The 23175-nt window shown below is 65.1% G+C and carries 23 protein-coding genes, 1 tRNA gene, 3 pseudogenes and 1 riboswitch; of the genes and pseudogenes, 16 read left to right on the top strand and 11 right to left on the bottom strand.

What is annotated here, in order from left to right; all coding sequences use genetic code 11:
- Window positions 1-2: 2 nt before the first annotated feature.
- Complete coding sequence (locus R2834_22280) at window positions 3-560, top strand: hypothetical protein (protein MEZ4703072.1); 558 nt, start codon at window positions 3-5, stop codon at window positions 558-560.
- Window positions 561-609: 49 nt separating this feature from the next.
- Window positions 610-1650 (top strand): extracellular solute-binding protein, encoded by a 1041-nt coding sequence (locus R2834_22275; protein ID MEZ4703071.1) that lies wholly within the window; start codon window positions 610-612, stop codon window positions 1648-1650.
- A gap of 30 nt (window positions 1651-1680) precedes the next feature.
- Here R2834_22275 and R2834_22270 read toward each other — a convergent pair whose 3' ends face one another.
- Together R2834_22270 and R2834_22265 are read right to left on the bottom strand one after the other, a co-directional pair.
- Entirely contained in the window at window positions 1681-3165 is a 1485-nt protein-coding gene (locus R2834_22270) for an Nramp family divalent metal transporter (protein ID MEZ4703070.1), read from the bottom strand.
- 39 nt (window positions 3166-3204) lie between these two features.
- On the bottom strand, window positions 3205-4062 hold the full coding sequence (locus tag R2834_22265; GenBank protein ID MEZ4703069.1) for a fumarylacetoacetate hydrolase family protein: 858 nt from the start codon (window positions 4060-4062) through the stop codon (window positions 3205-3207).
- A gap of 301 nt (window positions 4063-4363) precedes the next feature.
- On the opposite strand from R2834_22265, the gene crcB reads away from it, so the two are divergent.
- Window positions 4364-4744, top strand: coding sequence for a fluoride efflux transporter CrcB (gene crcB, locus R2834_22260; GenBank protein ID MEZ4703068.1), 381 nt, complete (start codon window positions 4364-4366; stop codon window positions 4742-4744).
- Window positions 4745-4941: 197 nt separating this feature from the next.
- Here the strand turns inward: crcB and R2834_22255 are convergent, their stop codons facing one another.
- The gene (locus tag R2834_22255) at window positions 4942-5718 is read right to left on the bottom strand and encodes a hypothetical protein (protein MEZ4703067.1); all 777 of its coding nucleotides are present in this window, start codon (window positions 5716-5718) and stop codon (window positions 4942-4944) included.
- 216 nt (window positions 5719-5934) lie between these two features.
- On the opposite strand from R2834_22255, the gene R2834_22250 reads away from it, so the two are divergent.
- Together R2834_22250 and R2834_22245 are read left to right on the top strand one after the other, a co-directional pair.
- Window positions 5935-6534 (top strand): DUF4136 domain-containing protein, encoded by a 600-nt coding sequence (locus R2834_22250; protein ID MEZ4703066.1) that lies wholly within the window; start codon window positions 5935-5937, stop codon window positions 6532-6534.
- Between the two features lie 229 nt (window positions 6535-6763).
- Window positions 6764-9214 carry a choice-of-anchor B family protein gene (locus R2834_22245; GenBank protein MEZ4703065.1) on the top strand — a complete coding sequence of 817 codons (2451 nt, stop codon included), beginning with the start codon at window positions 6764-6766 and terminating at the stop codon, window positions 9212-9214.
- Window positions 9215-9225: 11 nt separating this feature from the next.
- On the opposite strand, the gene R2834_22240 is transcribed toward R2834_22245, so the two are convergent.
- From R2834_22240 to mnmD, 7 genes are all read right to left on the bottom strand, one after another.
- Window positions 9226-9963: an SDR family NAD(P)-dependent oxidoreductase gene (locus tag R2834_22240; protein MEZ4703064.1), complete on the bottom strand. Its 738-nt coding sequence runs from the start codon at window positions 9961-9963 to the stop codon at window positions 9226-9228.
- Window positions 9964-10104: 141 nt separating this feature from the next.
- Complete coding sequence (locus R2834_22235; protein MEZ4703063.1) at window positions 10105-10683, bottom strand: HAD family phosphatase; 579 nt, start codon at window positions 10681-10683, stop codon at window positions 10105-10107.
- A 95-nt stretch (window positions 10684-10778) separates the two neighbouring features.
- Entirely contained in the window at window positions 10779-12134 is a 1356-nt protein-coding gene (locus R2834_22230; protein ID MEZ4703062.1) for a sulfatase, read from the bottom strand.
- A 31-nt stretch (window positions 12135-12165) separates the two neighbouring features.
- On the bottom strand, window positions 12166-13503 hold the full coding sequence (locus R2834_22225) for a sulfatase (GenBank protein MEZ4703061.1): 1338 nt from the start codon (window positions 13501-13503) through the stop codon (window positions 12166-12168).
- The gene (locus R2834_22220; protein MEZ4703060.1) at window positions 13500-13754 is read right to left on the bottom strand and encodes a hypothetical protein; all 255 of its coding nucleotides are present in this window, start codon (window positions 13752-13754) and stop codon (window positions 13500-13502) included. The genes R2834_22225 and R2834_22220 overlap by 4 nt, the downstream gene beginning before the upstream one ends.
- 31 nt (window positions 13755-13785) lie before the next feature.
- Entirely contained in the window at window positions 13786-14424 is a 639-nt protein-coding gene (locus R2834_22215) for a DUF1080 domain-containing protein (GenBank protein ID MEZ4703059.1), read from the bottom strand.
- A gap of 23 nt (window positions 14425-14447) precedes the next feature.
- Window positions 14448-15170, bottom strand: coding sequence for a tRNA (5-methylaminomethyl-2-thiouridine)(34)-methyltransferase MnmD (gene mnmD, locus R2834_22210; protein MEZ4703058.1), 723 nt, complete (start codon window positions 15168-15170; stop codon window positions 14448-14450).
- A gap of 106 nt (window positions 15171-15276) precedes the next feature.
- On the opposite strand from mnmD, the gene R2834_22205 reads away from it, so the two are divergent.
- The 11 genes and pseudogenes from R2834_22205 (at window position 15277) to R2834_22155 (ending at window position 21500) form a co-directional block, all read left to right on the top strand.
- On the top strand, window positions 15277-15990 hold the full coding sequence (locus R2834_22205) for an FAD-binding protein (GenBank protein ID MEZ4703057.1): 714 nt from the start codon (window positions 15277-15279) through the stop codon (window positions 15988-15990).
- 52 nt (window positions 15991-16042) lie between these two features.
- Entirely contained in the window at window positions 16043-16624 is a 582-nt protein-coding gene (locus R2834_22200) for an FAD-linked oxidase C-terminal domain-containing protein (protein MEZ4703056.1), read from the top strand.
- A 376-nt stretch (window positions 16625-17000) separates the two neighbouring features.
- Window positions 17001-17450 carry a methyltransferase domain-containing protein gene (locus R2834_22195; GenBank protein MEZ4703055.1) on the top strand — a complete coding sequence of 150 codons (450 nt, stop codon included), beginning with the start codon at window positions 17001-17003 and terminating at the stop codon, window positions 17448-17450.
- A 256-nt stretch (window positions 17451-17706) separates the two neighbouring features.
- Window positions 17707-17822, top strand: a riboswitch (SAM riboswitch).
- Window positions 17816-18832, top strand: a pseudogene (locus R2834_22190) (alpha/beta fold hydrolase). Its footprint overlaps the riboswitch before it by 7 nt.
- Before the next feature lie 274 nt (window positions 18833-19106).
- Window positions 19107-19534: pseudogene (locus R2834_22185) on the top strand (hypothetical protein).
- A gap of 86 nt (window positions 19535-19620) precedes the next feature.
- Window positions 19621-19929, top strand: a pseudogene (locus R2834_22180) (Asd/ArgC dimerization domain-containing protein).
- Window positions 19930-20002: 73 nt separating this feature from the next.
- Window positions 20003-20176, top strand: a complete 174-nt coding sequence (locus tag R2834_22175) for a hypothetical protein (protein MEZ4703054.1) — start codon at window positions 20003-20005, stop codon at window positions 20174-20176.
- A 75-nt stretch (window positions 20177-20251) separates the two neighbouring features.
- A complete protein-coding gene (locus R2834_22170) occupies window positions 20252-20758 on the top strand; it encodes a GNAT family N-acetyltransferase (protein ID MEZ4703053.1) in 507 nt (168 codons plus the stop codon).
- A 50-nt stretch (window positions 20759-20808) separates the two neighbouring features.
- Window positions 20809-20879 (top strand) — tRNA-OTHER (locus R2834_22165).
- Window positions 20880-21009: 130 nt separating this feature from the next.
- Entirely contained in the window at window positions 21010-21138 is a 129-nt protein-coding gene (locus R2834_22160) for a hypothetical protein (GenBank protein ID MEZ4703052.1), read from the top strand.
- A complete protein-coding gene (locus R2834_22155) occupies window positions 21135-21500 on the top strand; it encodes a DUF411 domain-containing protein (GenBank protein MEZ4703051.1) in 366 nt (121 codons plus the stop codon). Before R2834_22160 ends, R2834_22155 begins: the two co-directional genes overlap by 4 nt.
- Window positions 21501-21512: 12 nt before the next feature.
- Here the strand turns inward: R2834_22155 and R2834_22150 are convergent, their stop codons facing one another.
- Complete coding sequence (locus R2834_22150) at window positions 21513-22937, bottom strand: ABC transporter permease subunit (protein MEZ4703050.1); 1425 nt, start codon at window positions 22935-22937, stop codon at window positions 21513-21515.
- Window positions 22938-23175: the final 238 nt, after the last annotated feature.

Genomic DNA, 23175 nt, shown 5'->3' with positions numbered 1-23175 from the left:
CCATGCCTGACCCGATACCGCATGAAAGCCGGCCGGTGCGCTGGTGGCAACGATCGGATTCGCTGATTGGTTTTTCCGCCATCATCTTGAGCATGTGCGCCGTATCGGTATCCATCTACCAGGCGCATCTGATGCGGGTGCAGCAACGCATGTCCGTCTGGCCCAATGTAGAGGTGCTCCTGGAACGCGGCGTGTCCGGGTATCGCCTGACGGCCGTCAATACGGGCGTCGGACCGGCCCGCATCGGCCCAGTGCGCGTGGTTGTGAATGAGGAGCTGGTCCATTCCTGGGCCGAGCTCTGGGACCGGCTTGGATTGGGCGAGGAGTTCACCTTTAACTTCGGGACGATAGGAGGGCGTGTGATTCCTGCTAACGGTTCCGTGGTGATCGTCAATGTGCCGCCCGAGCATGCCGCGTCGATCGCCAGGACGATCCAAACGTTCCGCGTGAGTATGTGTTATTGTTCGGTATTCGACGAGTGCTGGTTAACGGGAATGAACAGGCTGGAAACGGATACGGATGTCTGTGCGTTGCCTGAAAGCGAGCGGTTCAAGAATTGATGCGCCGGCCGAAGCCTGCGTCACCTGTTTCCTCACCCCACCATCCCTCATGAAGCACACCCTGTTCGTCGCCATCCTCCTGTTCGCCGGCTGTGCGTCGGAATCGAAGAAAGAAACCCTCGTCATCTATTCGCCCCACGGAAAGGAGATGCTGTCGGCCTTCGAGCGGATCTTTGAGGAGGCGCATCCGGACGTCGACGTCCAGTGGCTCGACATGGGCGGTCAGAATGCGTACGACCGCATCCGGACCGAGCGCGCGCGGCCGCAGGCGAGCCTGTGGTGGGGCGGGTCGAACGTCGCCTTCGAACGTGCCGGCGCGGAAGGACTGCTCGAACCCTACCGACCAACCTGGGCGGACCACATCGACACGCAGGCGCGGAGCGGCGAAGACCTCTGGTACGGCACGTTCTACACCCCGGAGGTGATCGCCTTTAACAGCCGCACGCTGCCGGATACCGAGTTGCCGCTCGATTGGGACGACCTGCTCGATCCGAAATGGAAAGATCGGATCCTCATCCGCTATCCCCTCGATTCCGCGACGATGCGCACCATTTTCGGGGCCATGATCATGCGGCAACCGACGCTGGAAGACGGCTACGCCTGGCTGGCGCGGCTGGACATGAATACCAAAACCTATACGGCCGACCCGACGCAGCTCTACCTCAAACTGGCGCGCGAGGAAGGGGAGGTGACGCTCTGGAACATGCCCGACATCTTCCTGCAGATGAGCGACAACGGCTACCCTTTCGGCTGGTTCGTGCCGGCGAGCGGCACCCCGGTCCTCACCGACGGCATCGCACTCGTCAAGAACGGCCCCAATCTCGCGCGAGCGCGCCAGTTCTACGAGATGGCGACATCGGACAGCGCGATGGTCTACCAGTCCCGGCTGTTCTACCGCATCCCCACGCGGACGGACATCCAGCCGGAGTCGTTGCCGGATTGGGTGCGTCAGGCGGACCTGCGTCCGATGGACGTCGACTGGGTCCGGCTCGCCGACGAGGGCGCCTCATGGATGCAGTACTGGGACGAAAACATCAAAGGCCGCGGCGAGGCCTACCTGAAGGAAAAAGGCATCCCCGTCGCCCCGTAGGGACGCCTGATTGTGCGTCCGCCCCCGCCGTCACGCCAGCGTGTTGTACAGGGACCAGGCGCCGGCGACCAGAAAACCCAGGCACGAGATCCACAGCATCACGTCCCAGAGTTTGCCCGGCAGCAGCCGTTCGTCGGCCCGGCGGTACCGGAAGAACAGCGCGGCGATCCCCAGCATCGGGAGCATGACGGCCTGTGCGACGCCGCTGGCGAGCACCATCGCCACCGGGGCCTGGAAGAAGAGGTAGGTGCCGAGCGCGAGGAACGGCCACACGCAGCTGATCCATCTGGTCCAGCGCATGCGGGTCGCCTCGGAGCCGTCGTGGAGCCCGAATAGGCCGAGCCCGTCCGCCACCAGCCGGCTGTAGCCGGCGGCCACGACGAAAAACGTCGAGTACAGCACGGCGAACGCGCCGAACAGGAAGACGCCGTGCGACCAGGAGCCGAAGACCGGGACGTACATTTCGGCGAGCGTGCGCACCATGTCGCCGCCGGCCGGGTTGAGGCCCGTCCGCCACAGCACTGCCGCGCCGAGGAGATAGAAGGCGACGGTGGCGAAGGTGTAGACGACGGCGGAGAGCCAGGCGTCGAGCTGGAGCACGTGGATCCAGCCCTTCGCGCGGTCGAGCCACTGCGGCGAGTCGTCCCGCCGGCCGGTGCTTCGCGCGTAGCCTTTTTCGAGGCACCAGTACGGGTACATCAGCAGCTCGCCGGCGCCCATCCCGATGATCCCGAACGCCGCGAGCGCGGTCACCATCGGGTTGATGCCGTCGGCCTCGCCGGCGGGCGGGAGGGAGAAGGTGAGTCCGCGGGCGAACTCGGAGCCCGTCACGGCCCAGTCGGTGAACTGGAGGAGGATGAGCGTCACCACCGTGATCAGGGTGAACAGCGCCACGAGCACGGTCGACACCGCCTGGATCAGGCCGAAGCGTCCGAAATACATCAAGACGGACGTGGCCACGGCGATGATCGTCGCCCACAGATACGCATCCCGCGGGGTCGCCAGGTCGCCGGCGGCCAGTGTGGCGGCATCGAAACGCTCCTGGGCCGCCGCACGGTCGCCCGTGCCCATCGCCAGCTCCACCTGGGCGCGCACGCGTTCGTTCTGGATGTCGTTGTACGTTTCGCCCTGCTCGGTCAGGGGCTGGCTGATCGCGAGCGCCTGGCCGACGCCGCCTACGATACCGCCCTGTTGCGAGATGATCAGGAGCGTCATCACCGCCCAGTACCACACAACCCAGTTTACCTTCCAGCGGGGGCCCGGCACCTTGTTGAGCGCCTCGAGCGGCGTTTCGCTCCAGGTTATCGTGTAGCGCCCCATCTCGACCTGCGTGAACACCTTGATCACGCAGCCGGCGATGATGAGCCAGAGCAGCCAGAAGCCGGCCTCGGCGCCGACCTTCGTCGTCGCGATCAGCTCGCCGGACCCGACGATGGAGCCGGCGATGATCATCCCCGGTCCCAGCTTCGCGAGCGTGGCCAGGAGCGTGGTGGGCGGGTTGGTGGGAGTCGACATAGTGGGGCGCTCAAGGCGTGCTGAGAGGATGAAACCGCGTCAATCCGCGTAGGCGACGGCGCGCTGCCGAGAGCTTCCCAGGCCGTCGATGCCGAGTTCGACGACGTCGCCCGGTTTGAGGTACTGCGACGGCTTGAAGCCCATCCCTACGCCGGCCGGCGTCCCGGTGGAGATGATGTCGCCGGGCAACAGGCTCATGAACTGGCTGAGGTAGCTCACGAGAGTCGGTACGTCAAAGATCATGTCCGCCGTGTTGCCCTGCTGCTTGAACTCGCCGTTGACCTTGAGCCACATCCGGAGGCGGTCTACGTGTTCGATCTCGTCCTTCGTAGTGAGGTGCGGGCCGAGCGGGGCGAACGTGTCGCAGCTTTTGCCTTTCACCCACTGCCCGCCGCGTTCGAGCTGGAAGGCGCGCTCGCTGTAGTCGTTGTGGAGCACATAGCCGGCGATGTAGTCTTCGGCATCCTCGCGCCTGACGTGGGTGGCCTTTTTGCCGATCACAATAGCGAGTTCGACTTCCCAGTCCGTCTTTTCGCTGTTTTTGGGGATGACCAGATCGTCGTTGGGGCCCACGATGGCGGAGGTGGCCTTAAAAAAGATGATCGGTTCAGCCGGCGGCTGCGCGCCCGACTCGCGGGCATGGTCGACATAGTTGAGGCCGATGCAGACGATCTTGCCCGGACGCGCGACGGGCGGGCCGAGGCGGGTGCCGGCGGGGACGGTAGGGGCGGATGCGGCGTGGACGGGCAGCCAGGCATCGAGCAGGTCGAGGCCGCCGCCGGCGAAGAATGCTTCGTCGTAGTCGTCGGCGACGGCGCCGGCGTCGATCATCCGGCCATCTTCCAACAGCACGCCAGGACGTTCCTGGCCGGGTTCACCAAAGCGAATCAGTTTCATCGCGTAGATAGGGTCGAGTGGGACAACGTTCAGCGTGGGGATGTTACGCTTGCGCAAGGGCAAATTGCAAAATGCCCATCGCAAAATGCAGGGCCAGTGCCACAGGGATGTTATGCACCAGGCGTTTCGATTATCCGATACAGGATGGAGGATCTCCGATCATAGGCCCGTTTTTCTGGGGAAAGCCGGCATCTTGCATCCCATATCCATCGCACCATGCCGTGCTAAACCACCGATCGGACGCGATTCTCTTCGGGCGGATGTCTATTTTGGTGTCCGTCAAACCCTGCATCGAATACGCATGTCAAACTTTTTGATCGTCGCTCTCGGAGGAGCGCTCGGCGCGATGGCGCGCTACGGCACGTCCCTCACCGTGATTCGCCTCGTCGAAAGCCGCGCCCCGCTGGCTACCTGGACGGCCAACCTCGTCGGTTGCCTGCTCATCGGCTTTCTCGCGCCGCTGGCGGACAGACTGCCTCTGGGCGAGACGGCCCGTCTCCTGCTCTTTGTCGGATTCCTGGGGTCGTACACGACGTTTTCGACGTTCAGCCTCGACAGCGTGATGTTGTGGAGGGAGGGGCAGATGGGGTTGTTGTTGCTCAACGCGGCGGGAAGCGTCGCCGCCGGCATGCTGCTGGTGTGGGTGGGGATGAAGCTCTCGCAGGCGTTGCTGGGGGCCTGAGCATTGCATGTTAGTGTAGCCGTAGGTCGGGTTAGCGCAGCGTAACCCGACACCCGTATCCCACCTCTGTCATTAACCGGCAAAACCCTCGCAAGGATATTGGGGGCGCGCGTTGGTTCGGTATCGCATTGTTGTCGGGTTACGGTCCCTGATGGGGACCTAACCCGACCTACGTCTGGGCTGCCCCGACATACGCCTTACTCGGCGACCCGCCGGCCGGCCCGCACGCCTGACGCCTCGCGCTCGTCCTCCGCATCCTCCAGCCCGATCCGGGGCGCCGGCGCGATGCCGTCCGTCCGATGCGCGCGCTGGATCTCGGCCAGGAGCTGCGGCAGGTTGGCCGCGTCGCGTCTTCCGGTGCGGCGTTCCTTGAACCACGCGCTTCCCGCCACCGCCAGGCTGATCAATACAAACAGGGCCGACACGAACAGTTCTTCCCCGTTGCCGCTCGTCACGCTTACCAGCGCGATGCCCAGCGCCACGGCCATGAACAGGCCGGCTCCGATCAGCGTGCCCGTCAGTTTCTTTGTTCGATTGGATTCGATCGTCACCCGCACCCCCGTTTCCTCCTGCTCGACGAGCAGCCGGGTCGGACCCTGTACGGCGTCCGCGGCGCTTTTCCATAGCCGGCCCGTCGACGTCGATTCGATGAGGCCCATTTTGCCCGTGTAGTCACGGAGTCGCTGCAGGGCGTCGCTCCAGGCATCCTCGAACGACACATCGGGCAGCACGGCAGTCACCCGTACTTCCGCCGGCACGCCGAGGACGTCGTTGAGGACAGGCAGGCGGTCCGGATGCATCAGGTCGGCGGCGGCGGCGCGGATGTGCGCCGCGTCGATGCCGGCGGCGCGGCCGGCCTCCTCGAGATCGGCGAGGGTAAGCTGCGTCGGCTCGGGCTCAGCCGTACGCTGCTGCCGCTCGGCGGCGAGAGCGAAGATCCGCTGGGCCTCGTTTTCGGTGAAGGTCTTTTTCATGGCGGCGCGGCAATGGGTTAGCCCAAGGTACGTCTTGCTCGACGCAGGGCCAAGCGCCCGGTTGCGCATGGCCGGCGGAATTTCCCCATACGCATCCCCCTGCCGCCCCGTCATCGATATCGGCGGCGATCCGTCAGTCGGGCGGCGGCCTCGCTTGTATCCTGTGTAAAGGGCTCGCTCTATCCCTGAAGCGCCCACATACCCGGAGGTAACGCCATGAACGCTATCCAACGCCTACTCGGCATCCTGCTCGTCGCCGGCCTGGTCAGTTGTTCGCCGACGAAATACATCACCTATGACTACGACGCCGAGACGGACTTCTCGCACTACGCGTCGTTCGACTGGCTGGCGCCGCCCGGCCACATCGAGGACCCTCTCATCAGCTACCCTTCGATGGCGCTGACCATCAAGAAGTCCATCGAACGCGAACTGATCGGGAAGGGGTTCGACAAGGTCGATGAAGATCCGGATTTCTACGTGGTCTATCACGCATCGGTCGAACGCCAGCTCACGCGGTCCTATATCGACACCTGGGGCTACTACTATCCCCGCTATCACCGGTATCCGCGCTACCGCCGGTATCCTCCGGTGGCGTGGGGGTTTGTGTATGTGGATGCCTACGAGGAGGGGACTCTGGTGATCGACATCGTCGACGCCGGCACCAATGAACTGGTCTGGCGCGGCTCGGCCCGCGGCGCCGTCGGCGACCCGGTTCTGGCGCGCAGCCGCATCGACGAGGCGGTGAGTCGGATTCTGGCTCCCTTCCCGCCAATCGGTCGGGAGGAGGCCGTGATGCGCGAAGCGCCGGCATCCTGATCGGCTACGGCTCTCCCATGAAACGGCAGCCGGCAGTGTCTGATCGTACACGGCAGGGTGCGGCGACGGCGTCTTTTTGTCGACCTCTCCCGTGATGCCGGGGGACGCGGTGTATCTTATCTGGGCTACAAATCGTACTTTCTTTCGCTTCGCGGCACACGAACCGAAGGCCGCGGGCGTTATGTTGGCAACGATTCCTCACCCGCCCTACCCGGACCCACGCATCATCATGAAACTGACCGTAGGTTTTCTGGCGAGCCTGCTTCTCGCTTCCCTGTCCCCCTCGTACGCCCAGACGTCGCGGAGCGATGGGCCGGTAAATGTGGGAATGGCCGGCTTCGGGGCCTCGTTCCTGATCGACGGCGAGCGGCTGCTCGTGACGCGTTCGGGCCTGAGCACGATGTTTCCCGAGCCGCCGAACCAGACCGGCGCCCTGATTACGTACACCCGCCAAGACGGTGATTGGAAGGAACAGGGGTCGATTACGCCCGACGATGTCACGGTGAGCGATGCGTTTGGGACCAGCATGGCGCTTTCAGGAGACTGGCTGGCGGTTTCCGCCCCCATGGCCAACGAAGGATGCGGCGCGATCTACCTGTTCAAACGCGCCGGCGCAGGCTGGAACGAATCGGCCCGGGTCACGCCGGCGGACTGCGACGGCGAGGTCGAAGTAGGCCAGGCGCTCGCGTTCGACGGCGCCACGCTGATCGCCAGCGCGCACAAGGCCAACGATGGCCAGGGGGCGCTCTATGTCTTTCGCGCCGACCGCTCGGGTACCTGGAGCCAGGTCGATCGCATGGACAACGCGGCCGGCGACCATATCGGGTATGGCGTCAGCCTGCGCGTCGGGACATCCGGTCTTTTTGTCGGCGCGCCGGGCCTCAACGGCACCGGGGGGATCCTGTACCATCCGCGTGACGGCCAGGGATGGGGGGCGGCAGAAACGATCGCTCCGAGCGACACCACGCTCCGCATCTTCGGGGCTGACTTTTCGGTAGCGGGTGATGAACTCTTCGTCGCCGCGCCGGGCGTGAGCTTCACGGCGGGCGGACCGCCGGCGGAGGGCGCAGTCGTTTCCTTCAAGCGGCAGGGCGGAGCCTGGACGGAGTCGGGCACGCTACGCCTGGATTCGACCTATGTGGAAAAACTAGATATCGGCGTCCCCAGTTCGTTCGGATTCGGGAGTGCGGTGCAGGTGCGCGGGAACGCGTTGTGGGTGGGCTCGCTGCTTTCGGGCGGCGCCGCCGGCAGCATCTTCGTGTACCACCGCGCCGGCGCGGATGGCGCCTGGACCGTCGCCCAGCAGATCCGTGACGCGAAGCTGGCGGCATTCGCCTCCTTCGGGCAGCAGTTCGCGCTGAGCGACGATTTCGGCATCACGAGCGCTCCGATGTCCGACTTCGGCAACGGCCGGATGTATGTCCTGGCGCGCAACCGCTCGACCGACACCTGGAGCATCGGGCAAACGATCGGCGATACCGGGCGCCAACTCAAGGCCATCACCGGCAACCAGATGCAGTGCAAGGACGGGAAGGTCGCCGATTTTGCCTGCGCGGACGTCGAACTCGCCTCGTTCATGCCGGTGGGCGACATCGGCGGCGCCGAGGGCGACATCGTGAACGACCTCTGGGGATGGACGGATTCGGAGACCGGCCGCGAATACGTGGTCATCGGGCACTCCTTCAGCACGTCGTTCGTGGACATCAGCGATCCGGCGAACCCGCGCTACCTGGGGACGCTGCCGGCGCCGGAAGGCAGCAAACCCAACGCCTGGCGTGATGCCAAGGTCTACGCCAACCATGCCTTCATCGTGGCGGACGGCGTCGGGCAGCACGGGATGCAGATCTTCGATCTGACGCAGCTCCGCGACGTGACCGAGCCGCAGACCTTCACCGAGACGGCGCACTATGACGGCGTCGCGAGCGCGCACAACGTCGTGATCAACGAGGAAACAGGGTTTGCGTTTATCGTCGGCGCGAACGGCGGGGGGACGTCGTGCGGGGGCGGGCTCCACATGGTCGATATCCGCGATCCGCTCAAGCCCACGTTCGCCGGCTGTTTCAACGACCAGTCCTCGAGCGTCAGCGGCCGCGGCTACAGCCACGACGCCCAGTGCGTGGTGTACAAGGGGCCCGACGAAGCGTACGTCGGTCGCGAGATCTGCTTCGGCTCCAACGAATCCGCCCTGTCTATCGCGGATGTGACCGAAAAAAGCGCTCCGGTGCCCATCTCGACGGTTTCCTATCCGAACGTCTCCTACGCGCACCAGGGGTGGCTGACGGAAGACCACCGCTACTTCTACATGAACGACGAGGGCGACGAACTGGAAGGGCTCACCGATGGGACGCGCACCCTGATCTGGGACGTGGCCGAGCTCGACGATCCGGTACTGGCCGGCGTCTACATCGGGGAGACGAAGGCGAGCGATCACAACCTGTACGTCCGGGGCAACCTGCTCTACGAGTCGAACTACGTGAGCGGCCTGCGCATCATGGACATCACGGACCCGGTCGCTCCGAAGGAGGTGGGCTACATCGATACCGTGCCGTGGGGCAAAAACGATCCTGGTTATGCCGGCTCGTGGAGCAACTATCCATACTTCAAGAGCGGCATCATCCCGGTGTCGAGCATCAAGGAAGGCCTCTTCCTGGTGCGGTACACCCAGGAGATCATGCCCTGAAGTCGGCGCGCTCAGCGCGTCGTGTTCAGGCGCTGAAAGAGGACGTCGAGGTCGTCGCGGGAGGCGGTTCGCGCCTGCAGGGCGAAGCCGTAAGCCGGCTCCAGACTGCCGGCGGCCAGTTGCTCGACGATAGCGTCCGCAAACGTGTCCAGCGGCGCGCCGAACGTGTGGAGCCCCTTGCCCCCAAGGTCGGTGTCGACCGCCGGCGGGATAAGTTCGATCACCGTGATCGGCGTGTCGTCGAGCTGATGACGCAGCGACAGCGTGAATGAGCGAAGGGCCGCCTTCGTAGCGCTATAGACCGGAACGTTGGCGAGGGGGACGAAGGCGAGGCCGGAGGTGACGTTGATGATCGCCGGTTGCTCCTGCTCGAGCAGATGCGGGATGAAGAGCGTCGCGAGGTGCACCGGCCCCTCGAGGTTGATGGCGATTTCACGCCCCAGGGTCTCCCAGGAGGGGTCGGTCTTGAGATCGATGCGCTGCTGCACGCCGGCGTTGTTGATCAACACGTTCAGTTTCGGGAAGGCCGATGTCGCCCACGCCGCGAGATCCGCCCGCTGATCGGGATCCGCCACGTCGCACACCCGCGTGTGCAGCCCGGGATGCCGGCTCCGCGCCTCCGCCAGCGCTTCCTCACGCCGGCCGCAGACGATGACCTCGCTCCCCGCGGCGAGAAACCGTTCGGCGAGCGCCAGCCCGATGCCGGTGGCGCCGCCCGTGATGAGGATCGTGTTGGCTGAGAGGTTCACTGGGGTTCAAGGTTTATGGTTCAAGGGCTAAGGACGAGTTATGGGTGAGTGCAAGGGCAATCCCTTTAAGGTGCAGGCTCCCTTGAACATGGAACCTGCAAACCTTGAACACCTCTGAGGCACTGCCTCAGAGGTTCTGCCTCAGAGGTACTCCCGGATGTCGGTGGCGATCATGCCGGCTTCGAGGGCGGCCTGGATGCCGAGGTCTCCATCCTCGAAAACCTGGCACTGCTCGGGCGCGACGCCGAGGCGGCGGGCCGCTTCGAGGAAGATGTCCGGCGAGGGTTTGGGTTTGACCGGGTCGTCGGCGGTGACGACGGTCTGGAAACGATCCAGCAGCCCGATCACGCGCAGCGACAACGTCACGGTCGCGTTGGGGCCTCCCGAAGCCACGGCCATCGGGAGCTTGCCCCGGTAGCGTTCGACCACGTCCGTGACGACGGGGATGGGTTTGACGGTCAGCAGTTTTTCGCGGGCCCGTTCTTCCTTGGCCTCGGTGAACTGCCACACGTCGATCGTCGTCCCGAACCGCGCGTTGTAGCGGCTGATGATGCCGTCGGTGGGGACGCCTTTCAGCTCATCGAGGAATTCGTGCGGGCACGTTGCGCCGAATGCGGCGAACGTCTCGTGCCAGCACTCCCAGTGCAGCGGCATGCTGTCGACCAGCGTGCCGTCGCAGTCGAAGATGAGGCCGCGGATGTGTTCGGGGACGAGGATCATTGGATTAGCGATTAGCGATCAGGGATTGGCGATCAGGGATTAGCGATCAAGGATTGGTAAGGGGGACGAAATCGCACATCACTACTCGCTAATCATTATTCGCTAATCCTCAGGGCGTTGCCGCCGATTTCGGCGGCCTTGGCCTGGAGCACCCCATAGAGCCGGTTGACGACATCGGGATGCGCGGCTGAAACGTCGAAGCGTTCGTAGGGGTCCTCCCGGAGGTCGAAAAGCTCGGCGACGGGTTTGGCGTCGTCGCCGGCGCTGAGCCGCAGCTTCCAACGGGCATCGCGCACGGCTTCGACGGAATAGCCCCAGCAGTAGAAGAAGTAGTCGTGCGGCGTCTTTGCGCCCGTCGTGAGGAGGGGCCAGAGGTCGAGCCCGTCGACGGTGCGGTCGGCGGGGATGGCGGCGCCGGCCAGGTTGAGGAGGGTGGGGTAGAGATCGAGGGTCGTGGCCAGCTCGGTAGACACGACGCCGGCGGGGATGCGGCCAGGGAAACGGACGATGCCGGGGACGCGGTGGCCGCCTTCCCAGGTGGTCGCCTTGGCGCCGCGCAGCGGGCCGGTGCTGCCGGCGTCCCACCGCTGGATGACGTCGAGGTCGGTGTCGTACATCCGGGCCGGCATGTTGCTCCACGGGCCGTTGTCGCTCGTAAACACGACCAGCGTGTTATCCGTCAGCCCGAGTTCGTCGAGCGTCTCCAGCACGCGCCCGACGGACCAGTCGATTTCCTCGACGACATCGCCGTATTTCCCGCCGGCCGAGCGCCCCGCGAATTCGGTCGACGGAAAGATGGGGAGATGCGGCATCGAGTGGGGGAGATACAGGAAAAACGGCTGGCCGGCGGATTCCCGGATGAACCGGACGGCCTCCTCGGTGTAGCGGCGCGTGAGGGTCGACTGGTCGACCGGATATTCGTCGACGGGCTCGGTGCCGCGCCAGAGATGCAGGGGGCGCTGGGTGTTTACCCACGGCGGCATCATGTCGTTGCTGTACAGCAGCCCATAATATTCATCAAAGCCGTTGGCGGTGGGCATCTGCTCGGGCGCCGTGCCGAGATGCCATTTCCCGAACGCGGCCGTCCGGTAACCGCGTTCCTTGAGGGCTTCGGCCATCGTCACCTCCGCCGGCTTGATGCCGTTCGGGTCTTCCGGGCCCATGGCGTGCACGACGCCCGTGCGCGGAGGATATTTGCCCGTCAGCAGCCCGATGCGCGAGGGACTGCACGAGGGCGAGGGCACGTACAGCGACGTGAGCTTGACGCCCTGCGCCGCGAGCCGGTCCAGGTTGGGCGTGACGATGGTGGGATGGCCGTACACGCTGAGGTCGCCGTAGCCGAGGTCGTCGGCGAAGATGACGACGATGTTGGGCGGCGTTTCGGCGGCGTCGCGGGCAGCCGGCCGGCAGCCGGCGATCATAAGAAGAAGGATCAGGACACGTCGCGTCATGGCATTCGGGGCGCCTGTGTAGCGCCGATGGTCAGGGGAGGTCGAGGCGCGCACCGGTTTGTGTGGCGAAGGCGGTCATGAGGCGCCGCAGCGAGTCCACCCGTTCGGGATGTTCGCCGGCCACGTTGAACCGTTCATAGGGATCGCGCTGGATGTGGTACAGTTCAGGTTCGCCGGTGCAGCTGTCGGCATCCCGGCACCAGCGGAATTTCCAGGTGGCGTCGCGGACGCCCTGGAGCCGCGTATCGCGAAAATAATACAGGACGTCGTGCGGCGAGGGGGCGCCGGTCGCGAGGAACGCGCGCAGGTCGCGCCCGTCCAGCGGGTTCGGGGCCGCGGCGGTGACGCCGGCCCAGCCGAGGAGCGTGGGGAAGAGATCCATCTCCGACGCCATCCCCGTGCGGACCGCGCCGGCGGGCAGATGCCCGGGCCAGCTCACGATGCCCGGCACGCGCATGCCGCCCTCCAGCGTGAGCCGCTTATGGCCGCGGTAAGGACCATTGGAGCCGACATCCGTCGCCACGATGCGGTCGTCTGTGAAAAAGCGGGACGAGGCCACGTTCGCGCCGTTGTCGCTCGTGAAGAGGACGATCGTGTTGTGCGTCAACCCCAGCGCCTCGAGCGTCGCGATGATCTCACCCACAGACGCGTCGATTTCCTCTACCACATCCCCGTACCGCCCACCGGCGGAGACGCCGGCAAAAGCCTCCGAACGGTAGATCGGCACGTGCGGCATCGGGTGCGCGAGGTAGACAAAAAAGGGTGTCTCACCGGCGGCACGGATGAAGGCGATGGCTTCGTCGGTCAGCCGGCGGGTGAGGGTCGACTGGTCGATCGGGTACTCGTCCACCGGCTCGTTGTCCCGCCAGAGCCGGAGCGGCACGTCGGTCTCCACCCAGGGCCGCATCATGTCGTTGCTGTAGAGGAGACCGTACGACGTATCGAATCCGTGATCGACCGGGCGGAAACCGGGCGCCGACCCGAGGTGCCATTTCCCGAACAGCGCGGTGCGGTATCCGTGCTCGCGCAGCGCCTCGGCAAGCGTCCACTCCGACGCCGGCAACCCCGTGGTGTCCTCCGGGAAAAAGACCCCGGTCATGCCGCTGCGGATGGGGTAGCGCCCCGTCAGCAGGGCCGCGCGGGCCGGCGTGCAGACGGGGGCCGCCGAATAGAAAGCCGAGAGCTTGACGCCGGAACGAGCCAGGGCATCGAGGTGGGGCGTCTTGATGGTCGGGTGCCCGAAAATCCCCAGGTCGCCATACCCGAGGTCGTCCGCGTAGATGAGGACGATGTTCGGCGGAGCGGGGAGGGGCTCGGCGCATCCGGCGAGGAGGATCGCCGCCACGAGGCCAGACACCCAGCGGATCACGGCATGAAGGCCCGAATGGCCAGTTGGGCGATGAGGGCGCTCAGCAGGCAGATGCCGGCGAACAGGATCGATTTCAGGATCCAGTGGATGCCGCGGGTAAAATGCCAGCTGAGCAGGAGCCCGATCATGAGCGCGGCGGCGACCGCGAGGCGTTCCTCGATGCTGTTGCGCTGGTCGACGAACTCGGGCAGCACGATGAGGATGCCAATCGCTCCGGCCAGGATGTCCGATACCTTGATCTGCTTCTTCACGCTGTCTCGTTTAGGGTGATGCGCGGGGCGCTCACCATGTCTTGATCCGGATGTTGCGGAACTCGACGCGGTGCCCGTGGCCGAGAAATCCGATGTAGCCGGTGGGGTTGAAGAGTCCGGGGTGTTCCTTGCCGTCCGCGGTGCCGGCGCGCGACGCTTCCAGGTCGTAGTCCACGATCGTGGCGCCGTTGAGCTTGACGGTGATGTGCGTGCCGCGGGCGGTCACTTCCTCCTGGTTCCACTCGCCGAGGGGGTGCTGATGCCCGCGTTCGGCGGCCCTGACGCCGTGGATTGAGCCGTGGTACTGGTAGTCGTGCAGTTCGGCGTATTCCTCGGCGGTGTCGTCGAGGATCTGGATTTCCATGCCGTAGTAGGCCGCGTCCTTGCCGCGTTCGGCGCGGATCCCGAGGCCGTTATTGCCTCCGGGTTCGAGTTTGAATTCGAACTGCAGGACGAAGTCGCTGTACGGTTGGTCGATGTAGATATTGCCACCGCCGTCCTTGAGGCTGACGATGCTGCCATTTTCCACCGCATAGCCGTCCAGATCGCCCGTCCATCCCGTCAGGTCCACGCCGTTGAAGACGGAGACGAAGTCCGACGCCGGCGGGGGGGCGGGCTGTTCGGGCTGGCAGCCGACGAGGAGCAGGAGGAGGGCGATGCCGAGGCGCATGGCGGTGCGGGAAGGTTGAGGATTCATAGTTCCGGGTCTGCGGGCCGCGTGGCCACGACGATCTCGCGTTTGCCGGGCGGTCCCGGGCGTTTTTCGACGACGAAGCCGGCTTCGGCCAGGGCCTCGCGTACGGCGCGGCTGGCGGAGTAGGTCGACAGCCGGCCGCCCGGCTTGAGGACGGCGTAGAGCTTGCTGAAAAACGCCGGCGTCCAGAGTTCGGGGTTGGCGTCCGGACTGAACGCATCCTGATAGATCGCATCGAAGGCCGGCTCCGGGAGCGGCGTCCGGGTGGCGTCGCCCAGCAGCAGGTCGAGGTGTAAGGTATCGTGCAGCCGGCAGGTTAGCAACCCGGAAAGGTCGGGGCCGGGCAGCGTAAAGACCCAGCGGTAGAGGCGGTTGACGAGGAGGGAGGCCTCGATGAGCGTTTCGTAGCCGAGGGCGCGAAACGTCTCGCTCTCCAGTAGCTCGCGTTCGAGGGCGACATAACGCAGCGGGGCGCCGTAGCGCAGCGCGAGATCCGCCGTGAGCAGGAAGTTCAATCCGGTGCCGAACCCGACCTCCAGCACGCGCATGGGCCGGCCGGCGCGCAGGGCATCCGCGACGCCGCTGGCTTCGACAAAAACGTGGACGGACTCCGTCCGCGCGCCGAAAAGCGAGTGGTAGGTCTGGCGATACGTTTCGCTGTAGAGCGTCTGCGATCCGTCGCTCGTGGGGCGGATTTCGGGATGCGGGATGGGGTCGGACACGGCGATGCCGGCTCGCGCGAGGGGCTGGTTGATCGGTGGATGAAGCGAGAGTACTTTAGGTCCGGAAAATGGCTCCCTCTTCCACCGCACCTAATACATCATTCACATGGCACGCGCATCCGTTGACGAGCTCCATGCGGCCCTGACCGAGGTCCTGGGCGATCGCGCATCGCGCCTCGAGGCCGATATCGAAGTCCACAGTGCCGACCACTCGGCCTACCTGCCGGCGCGTCCGGACGTCGTCTGTTTCCCCGAGCACGCGGAGGACGTGGCGGCGGTCGTCCGGTGCTGCGCCCGGATGGAGACGCCGCTGGTCGCCTACGGCGCCGGCACCTCGCTGGAAGGGCATGTCCTGCCGGTGCGGGGCGGCGTCAGCCTCGATCTGTCGCGGATGAACCGGGTATTGCGGGTGGATGTGGACGATGCCGACTGCACCGTCCAGGCCGGCGTGCGGCGCAAGCAGCTCAATGCCGAGCTGGCGCCAACGGGGCTCTTTTTTCCGGTGGATCCGGGCGCAGATGCGACGCTCGGCGGCATGGCGGCCACGCGCGCCAGCGGCACCAGCTCGGTCCGCTACGGCACCATGCGCGACAACGTCATCTCCCTCCAGGTGGTGCTGTCGGACGGGCGGCTCATCGAGACCGGCAGCCGCGCCCGGAAGTCGGCTTCGGGATACGACCTGACACGGCTCTTCGTGGGCTCCGAGGGGACGCTCGGCGTGATCACGGAGGTGACGCTGCGGCTCTACCCGGTGCCGGCGTACGTCGTGGCGGCCGTCGCCCCGTTCGGCTCGCTCGCCGGGCGGTGGGGGTGGTGGTGAAGGTGCGCCGCGCCGGCATCCCGATCGGCCGGATCGAGCTGCTGGATGCCTGATGATCCGCGGCATCAACGCCTACGCCGGGCTGACGCATCCCGAGGCGCCCACGCTCTTCATGGAGTTCAGCGGGACGCGGGAGGAGGTGGAAGGCCAGCTGCGGCGGGTGGAGGCGCTGGTGCGCGCCGGCGGCGGGAGGATTTTACGTGGGCGTCGGATGCCGGGGAGCGGGCGCCTCTCTGGCACGCCCGGCACAATGCGCACTACGCGGCGAAGGGGCTGCGCCCGGGGCGCGGTCAAGAGGACCGACGTGTGCGTGCCGCTCTCGCGCCTGGCCGAATGCCTCGCGCGCGTCCAGGCCGATATGGCCGGCACCTTCCTCATGGCGCCGCTCGTGGGCCACGTGGGAGACGGCAATTTTCATCTGCAGTACCTCATCGACCCCGAGCGCCCCGAGGAAGTCGCCGAATCGAGCGGTTGCACGAGCAGCTGGTCCGCCACGCGCTCGAACTGGGCGGCACCTGCTCGGGCGAACACGGCGTGGGGCTCGGCAAGACGCGATTCATGGCCGCCGAGCACGGCGAAGCCCTGCACGTCTTGCACACGATCAAGCAGGCGCTGGACCCTGCGGGGTTGCTAAATCGGGGAAGATGCTGCCGCCGGCGTGAATCCGGCGCGCCGGCCGCGGTCGATTTTAACCGGGCCGCCGTCCGTGTTATACTCCGCCGTTTATCGTATCATACGCCGATTCGTTCGCCAGACCTTCCTTCCGGTGCAACTATGGGATCATGCGATGGCGTACATAACGAGGCACTCCCACCCGCGCCTCGCCTCGATGACGGGATTTTCGGGCGTTGAGGGTTGAGACTCCAGAGCTTCCATGGCGATCAATAGTGACACCGTTCATTTCGTAAGGCCTTTCTCCGGAACCCGGTCGGCGTCGGCTCCATCGTCCCCAGTGCGGCCGAACTGGCTGCCGCGATGATCGACGACGTTTGCGTGGAGCCGGGGATGTTGTGCTCGAACTGGGGCCTGGCACCGGGGCCTTTACCCGGCACATCCACCGCATGCTGCCCGCCGGGGCGCGTTATCTGGGCATCGAGTGCGAGGGGCGGTTTGTCACCCTCTTGCGGCAGCGGTATCCTGATTTCTCGTTCGTCCAGGGCATGGCGGAAGATGCGCCGCGGCATCTCGAGGAGGCCGGCATGGGGCAGGCGAAACTCATCATATCGAGCCTCCCGTTCGCGAGCTTCGCGTCGCAGGTGCGCAACGCCATCATCACCAGCATCGACGACCTGATGGCACCGGGTTCCGTCTTTCGCACGTTCCAGTACGTACACGCCTACCCGCTGCCGACGGCCGTTCGTTTCCGGCGAAGCATGGAAGAGCGTTTCGGCGCCTGTCACCGGAGCCCGGCCATCCTCCCCAATGTCCCGCCGGCGTTCGTGTTGACGTGGGTGCGCTGATCGGTTTCGACAAGACAGAAAGCGGCCGTACGGACGCCGGTGCTTGGGTCAACAACGCATGCTTGCCAGGGCAAGAATAAACCGGGTATCCGCAGGCCGCTCTCTGATTCGGGAGAGTACAGTGTAGGAAGGATAGGCCGCCGGCGGTCCCGTGAATACGTCATTTTAGGTGCTGCGAACCTGCTTTCAACTTTTCTCGCTCCGGGAACACGCGTCGCCGGGCTATGGTAAGAGGGCATGAAACGATGTCTCTGATAGCTCATCCAGAAGGGTGGAGGATTAGGCCCTGGCAAACCCTGGCAACCGTCCGTTCGCAGTATTATTTGAACGGGAAAGGTGCTACGTCCTACCTCAGGTGAGGGAAGATGAGCGGGAGAGAGTGTCACGCGACAGCGTCTGGCTGCAGCTTGCCTCTTCCGCTACCGTACGGGAGGGTTTTTATGCCCCACATCGTCTTCGCGCTTCTGAGTGAGCATCGCCCATTGGCGGAGCCGGCCGCTCCGCCTTGTTCCAGACCGTGCATGCCTCAAACGCTGATCCTGCCAGAGTTCTCGCTGGAATCCGGAACGACCCTGCGTGAAGTGCCCGTCGCCTACCAGACCTGGGGCACGCTGAACGAAACCCGTGACAACGTCGTCGTCGTGTGTCATGCCCTGACCGGCAATACGGCGATCGACGACTGGTGGGCAGGCTGCTCGGCCCCGGCAAAGCGCTCGACCCGGCCTGCCATTTTATCGTGGCGGCCAATGTGCCGGGATCGCCTTACGGTTCCGGTTTCCCCGCTGACGCGGCAATCCGGACACCGGGCGCGCCTATGGCGCCGGCTTCCCCATCTTTTCCATCCGCGACACCGTGCAGCTCCATCGCCGGCTGCTGGACGATCTCGGCGTCACGGGCGTCCAGCTCGTGATCGGCGGGTCGATGGGGGGGATGCAGGTTCTCGGTGGGCGTTTTTGGGTCCGTATGTCCGCGCCATGCGTCCCATCGCCGTCGGCGGCCGGCACTCGGCCTGGTGCATCGGCTGGAGCGAGATGCAGCGGCAGGCCATCTATGGCGATCCCAAATGGAACGACGGCCGGTACGACCCGGCGGACGGTCCCGTCGCCGGCCTTTCGGTGGCTCGTATGGCGGCCCTGATATCCTATCGGTCCCATGCCTCGTTCCAGGATCGTTTCGGGCGCCGGCGGATGGCCGAAGAGCGGGAGGACGGCGCCTTTTCCATCGAGTTATCTGCGCTACCAGGGCGAAAAGCTCACGCAGCGCTTCGACGCCAACTGCTACGTTCGTCTGACGCAGCTGATGGACACGCGATGTCGCCCGCGGCCGCGGCGCGTATCGACGTGCTCGCGCGCATCGAGCAGCCGGCGCTCATCATCGGCATTACCTCGGATCTGCTGCACCCGCTGGCCGAGCAGGAGGAACTGCACGCCCACCTGCCCGACTCGGGCTGTCGATCATCGAATCGTCCGACGGCCACGACGCCTTCCTCATCGAGGTCGACGCCATCAACGAGCGCGTCATGCGCTGGATGCACGACCGGGCGCTGTGCCGGGGGCACGAGCCGGCGCTGCCGCTTGCCGCGCATCGCTGATCCCGTTTTTCCACGATCATCACCCGCCTCCACACCCACAAACAACCCATACGGGATGAAACACCCTGAATCCCCCTTCGTTTGTCGGCATCCTGGGCGCCACCGGAGCCGTTGGCCAGAAGTTTGTCGAGCTGCTCCATGGCCATCCCTGGTTCACGGTACGGCCCTCGCCGCGTCCTCGCGCTCGGCCGGCAAACCGTACGCCGAGGCCGTCAACTGGATTTCCTCGACGCCCATACCGGACGCCATCGCGCGCATGGACGTGCTGAGGCGGCTTCCGGGCATTCCGTGCGACGTCGTCTTCTCGGGGCTCGATGCCGCCGTCGCCGGCGATCTCGAGCGCGCCTTCGCCGAAGCCGGCTATGCCGTGATCTCGAATGCCAAGAATTACCGGATGCACGAGCGGGTACCGCTGCTGATCCCCGAGATCAACCCGGATCATACCGCGCTCATCGATCACCAGCCCTGGCGCGCCCACGGCGGTTTATCGTGACCAACCCGAACTGCGCCGTCGGGCTCGTGGGCGCGTTGCGGCCGCTGGAAGATGCTTTCGGCATCGAGGCCATCCAGGTGACGACGATGCAGGCCATCTCGGGCGCCGGCTACCCGGGGGTGGCCTCGCTCGATATCCTCGGCAACGTCATTCCCTATATCGGGGGAGGAGGAGAAGATGGTGATCGAGCCTCTGAAGCTGCTCGGACGCATCAGGGGGATCGCGTCGAGCCGGCGTCGATCCGGATCAGCGCCCAGTGCAACCGCGTCCCGGTGCTGGATGGGCACCTCGAGTGCGTATCGCTCAAGCTGCGCAAAACAGCCTCGATCGACGACGTGATCGCGGCGTTCCGCGGGTTCGACACGCCGGCGGCCGTCGCCGGGCTGCCGTCCGCTCCCGAAACCTTCCTCCAGGTGTTCGATCAGGCGAACTACCCGCAGTCGCGCCAGCACGCACCTGGGGCGCGGCATGACGATCTCCGTCGGCCGCATTCGGCCCTGCGAAGTGCTCGACGTCAAGTTTGTCGTGCTCTCGCACAACACGATCCGCAGCGCCGCGGGCGGGGCCATCCTCAACGCCGAACTGCTGCTGCGCCAGGGCTACCTGAAGGCGGCGCGCGTCGGCAAGGAAGCTGTAGCCTGAGTATGCCCATGGCCTTCGACGTGCGGCAGGCTCGCCGCGGATGCGCCCGCGCTCTTCGCGATGTGGCGCGCGCTCATGGAACAGCACATGGCGCTCGAGCCCCGCTTTGTGCTGGCGGCGGACGCGGACCACCGCTGGCGCAACGACCTGGCGGTCTGGCTGGTCGACGATTTCCACCGGTTCTTCGTCGCGACTGACGACGGCCGGCCGGTGGGGTTCGTGCATGGCCAGCGCTGGCGTCACCCGATTTACGGCGACGCGCTGGAGCTGTTCATCGCCGAGTTGTACGTCGATGAAGCGGTGCGGCGGTCGGGTCTGGGCGGGGCGCTGCTCGAACGGATGCGCGCCTGGGGGCGCGGGTGCGCCGCCCGCCTGCGGCTCGGGGTGCTGTCGCGCAACGCGGAGGGCATGGCGTTCTGGGATGCGAGCGGCGCCCAGGCGCTGAGCGTCGAATACACGATCGAGCTCGAGCAAACCCCCGAATCGGCCCCCAAAAGCCCGGCCGGCTGGGCTTTTTTCTGGAACCTGAGCCGGACGATGGGGTACACCTCCCCATCGACAAAACGAACCGGCTCCGCATAGTCTTCACTTGACAGGCCGGGTTTGCGTTTCGTATCGTTGTCGTCCGCAAAGCGGAACTAGCTCAGCTGGTAGAGCGCAACCTTGCCAGGTTGAGGTCGCGGGTTCGAGTCCGTGTTCCGCTCAGAAAAGCCGTTCGATGCCTCGCATCGGACGGCTTTGTTGATATCCGGCAACATGATCCACGGTCGGGGAACGCCTTGGCGGATCGGGCATTTTTAAGAGACTTTCTTCACCCACATCGAACCCTACGCATGCGGTATCTATCTTCTCTCACGGCGCTCGCCCTGCTCCTCCTCGTGGCCGCCGGCTGCCAGTCCGATTCGCAGGACGCTACGGAAATGAAACAGGTCGCCCTCGTGGACGAGGCGCTTCCACCATGATGGTCTACAAGAGCCCGACATGCGGCTGTTGCTCGAAGTGGGTCGAATACCTTCGCGCCAACGGCATGGAGGTCAAGACGCAGGATATCGAGGACATGGGGTCCATCAAGGAACGTTTCGGCGTTCCGGGCCGGCTTTCGTCGTGCCATACGGCCGTCGTCGGCGGGTACATCGTCGAGGGCCACGTGCCGATCGAGGACATCAAGAAGCTGCTGCAGGATCGCCCGAACGCGACCGGCATCACGGCGCCGGGCATGCCGGTCGGCTCGCCGGGCATGGAAGTGGAAGGCCGCGCGGCCGACAAATACGACATCATCCTGTTCGACGCGAACGGCAACCAGTCCGTCTTCGCCTCGCACTGAGCGGCGAGCCCGTCAGCGCACGTCGTACCGGTTGAAGGCGACCAGGGCGAGGGCGACCGCGCCGAAGGCGTAGAGGGTCAGGATGATCAGGTCGGCGGGGGATTGCTCGCTCTGGATCGTGGCGTCCGGGCTGTACTGCGGCAAATCGCTCAGGTCCAGCGGCTCCGCCTTTTCGTTGCCGCCGATCCGCATGGTCATCCCGCCGGGGTTTTTCTGCCCGATATAGGCCGTGAACGCGGTGCGGTAGGCGTACAGCGATTCGGTGAAGCGCCGCTTCAGGCCGAGATCCGTCCGTCCGAGCCGCATGGCGGCGAGCTGGTAGGCCGACGCCGGCGAGAAGCGTGACAGCGAGAAGCCGAGCGATTGCTGGACGGCGCGCACGTTGTTCAAGTCCTCGTCCACCTTCCGGTTGTACTCCGCGATGTCGTTGTCCATCCGGCTCTGACGGTCGTCGTCCTCGACCATCCAGTCCCATTCGTGATCGGCGTCGTATTGCTTGCGCTCCGCCTCGCTCATCCCTTCCTTGGCGCGCGCCCGGCTCTGGAACGATTCCGACAGCTCCTCGAAAAACGCGCTCCGGCGTTCGCGCGCAAAGCCGTCCTTCCGGCTCTCGATCTCGCTGGCGGAGGGTACCTGCACGAGCTGTGATGCGATCATCATGCCGCCGCGCGGCACGACGAGCACCATGGCGATCCAGAACACCAGGAGCGTCAGAAACGACATGGCGGATCGGTGGGTGAGGGTCGAAAACAGGACGCCCAGGCACAGAAAGGCCGTGAGATACAGCATCGAGTAGCCGGTGAGCTTGCCGAGCCGGAGCCAGTCGTCGCCGGCGAACGGGATGTTGAAGACCATCAGGAGGAGCACCCCGATGAGCATGGGGATGATCAGCGGGATCATAAGCCCCAGCCAGGCCCCGGCGATCTTGGCGGCGATGTACTGGGTTCGAGGCACGGCGTTCGCGAGCATCAGGCGGAGCGTGCCCGACTCCTTTTCGCCGCTGATCAGGTCGTAGGCGAACACGATAGTGAGGAGCGAAAGCACCACCTGCACGATGAAGACGAAGTCGATGGCCCGGAACACCGCGAAGATCGGTTCGATGCTGTAGGCGCTCTGCTGCAGACGGACGTCCTGCCACGAGCTGATCACCGAAAACCGCCCGATGTCGAAGTGAATCCCCGATGCGAAGATCTGCATCGCCTCCGGCTTGCGGTATACGCGCTGCCGGTTGCCGAGCTGCCCCCATGAGGTCGCTTCCGACAGCTCCTGGCCGACCAGCGCCGTCGCGGCGGAATACTGCGCGCTGCTGTTGCGGTATTCGACGATGCCGGCGAAGATGCTGGTCAGGATCAGCACCGTGCAGGCCCCGAACGTCGCAACGAACTTGGGGCTCAGCAGCAGGTTCTTGAGTTCTTTCTCAACGAGCAGGAAAAACATGGGCGTGGAAGAAGGTCATGAAAGTAAGGTCATGACAGTGAGGTCATGAAGGAGGGTCATGAAAGTAAGGTCATGACAGTGAGGTCATGAAGGAGGGTCATGACAGTGAGGTCATGAAAATAAGGTCATGACAGTGAGGTCATGAAAGTAAGGTCATGATTTGGTAGCTCCTGACCGCGCAGCAAATGACCGCGCAGCAAATGACCGCGCAGCAAATGACCGCGCAGCAAATGACCGC

The sequence above is a fragment of the Rhodothermales bacterium genome (assembly GCA_041391505.1).
Lineage (GTDB): Bacteria > Bacteroidota > Rhodothermia > Rhodothermales > JAHQVL01 > JAWKNW01.
Note: the sequence above shows the minus strand (reverse complement) of the source record. Positions and strands in the feature narration are given on the sequence as shown.

Excerpts from the sequence above, each read along its gene's own strand:
- R2834_22280 (MEZ4703072.1), top strand. The coding sequence starts at position 3 with ATGCCTGACCCGATACCGCATGAAAGCCGGCCGGTGCGCTGGTGGCAA.
- R2834_22275 (MEZ4703071.1), top strand. The coding sequence starts at position 610 with ATGAAGCACACCCTGTTCGTCGCCATCCTCCTGTTCGCCGGCTGTGCG.
- R2834_22270 (MEZ4703070.1), bottom strand. The coding sequence starts at position 3,165 with ATGTCGACTCCCACCAACCCGCCCACCACGCTCCTGGCCACGCTCGCG.
- R2834_22265 (MEZ4703069.1), bottom strand. The coding sequence starts at position 4,062 with ATGAAACTGATTCGCTTTGGTGAACCCGGCCAGGAACGTCCTGGCGTG.
- crcB (MEZ4703068.1), top strand. The coding sequence starts at position 4,364 with ATGTCAAACTTTTTGATCGTCGCTCTCGGAGGAGCGCTCGGCGCGATG.
- R2834_22255 (MEZ4703067.1), bottom strand. The coding sequence starts at position 5,718 with ATGAAAAAGACCTTCACCGAAAACGAGGCCCAGCGGATCTTCGCTCTC.
- R2834_22250 (MEZ4703066.1), top strand. The coding sequence starts at position 5,935 with ATGAACGCTATCCAACGCCTACTCGGCATCCTGCTCGTCGCCGGCCTG.
- R2834_22245 (MEZ4703065.1), top strand. The coding sequence starts at position 6,764 with ATGAAACTGACCGTAGGTTTTCTGGCGAGCCTGCTTCTCGCTTCCCTG.
- R2834_22235 (MEZ4703063.1), bottom strand. The coding sequence starts at position 10,683 with ATGATCCTCGTCCCCGAACACATCCGCGGCCTCATCTTCGACTGCGAC.
- R2834_22230 (MEZ4703062.1), bottom strand. The coding sequence starts at position 12,134 with ATGACGCGACGTGTCCTGATCCTTCTTCTTATGATCGCCGGCTGCCGG.
- R2834_22215 (MEZ4703059.1), bottom strand. The coding sequence starts at position 14,424 with ATGCGCCTCGGCATCGCCCTCCTCCTGCTCCTCGTCGGCTGCCAGCCC.
- R2834_22205 (MEZ4703057.1), top strand. The coding sequence starts at position 15,277 with ATGGCACGCGCATCCGTTGACGAGCTCCATGCGGCCCTGACCGAGGTC.
- R2834_22200 (MEZ4703056.1), top strand. The coding sequence starts at position 16,043 with ATGATCCGCGGCATCAACGCCTACGCCGGGCTGACGCATCCCGAGGCG.
- R2834_22175 (MEZ4703054.1), top strand. The coding sequence starts at position 20,003 with ATGACGATCTCCGTCGGCCGCATTCGGCCCTGCGAAGTGCTCGACGTC.
- R2834_22170 (MEZ4703053.1), top strand. The coding sequence starts at position 20,252 with ATGGAACAGCACATGGCGCTCGAGCCCCGCTTTGTGCTGGCGGCGGAC.
- R2834_22160 (MEZ4703052.1), top strand. The coding sequence starts at position 21,010 with ATGCGGTATCTATCTTCTCTCACGGCGCTCGCCCTGCTCCTCCTCGTG.
- R2834_22155 (MEZ4703051.1), top strand. The coding sequence starts at position 21,135 with ATGATGGTCTACAAGAGCCCGACATGCGGCTGTTGCTCGAAGTGGGTC.
- R2834_22150 (MEZ4703050.1), bottom strand. The coding sequence starts at position 22,937 with ATGTTTTTCCTGCTCGTTGAGAAAGAACTCAAGAACCTGCTGCTGAGC.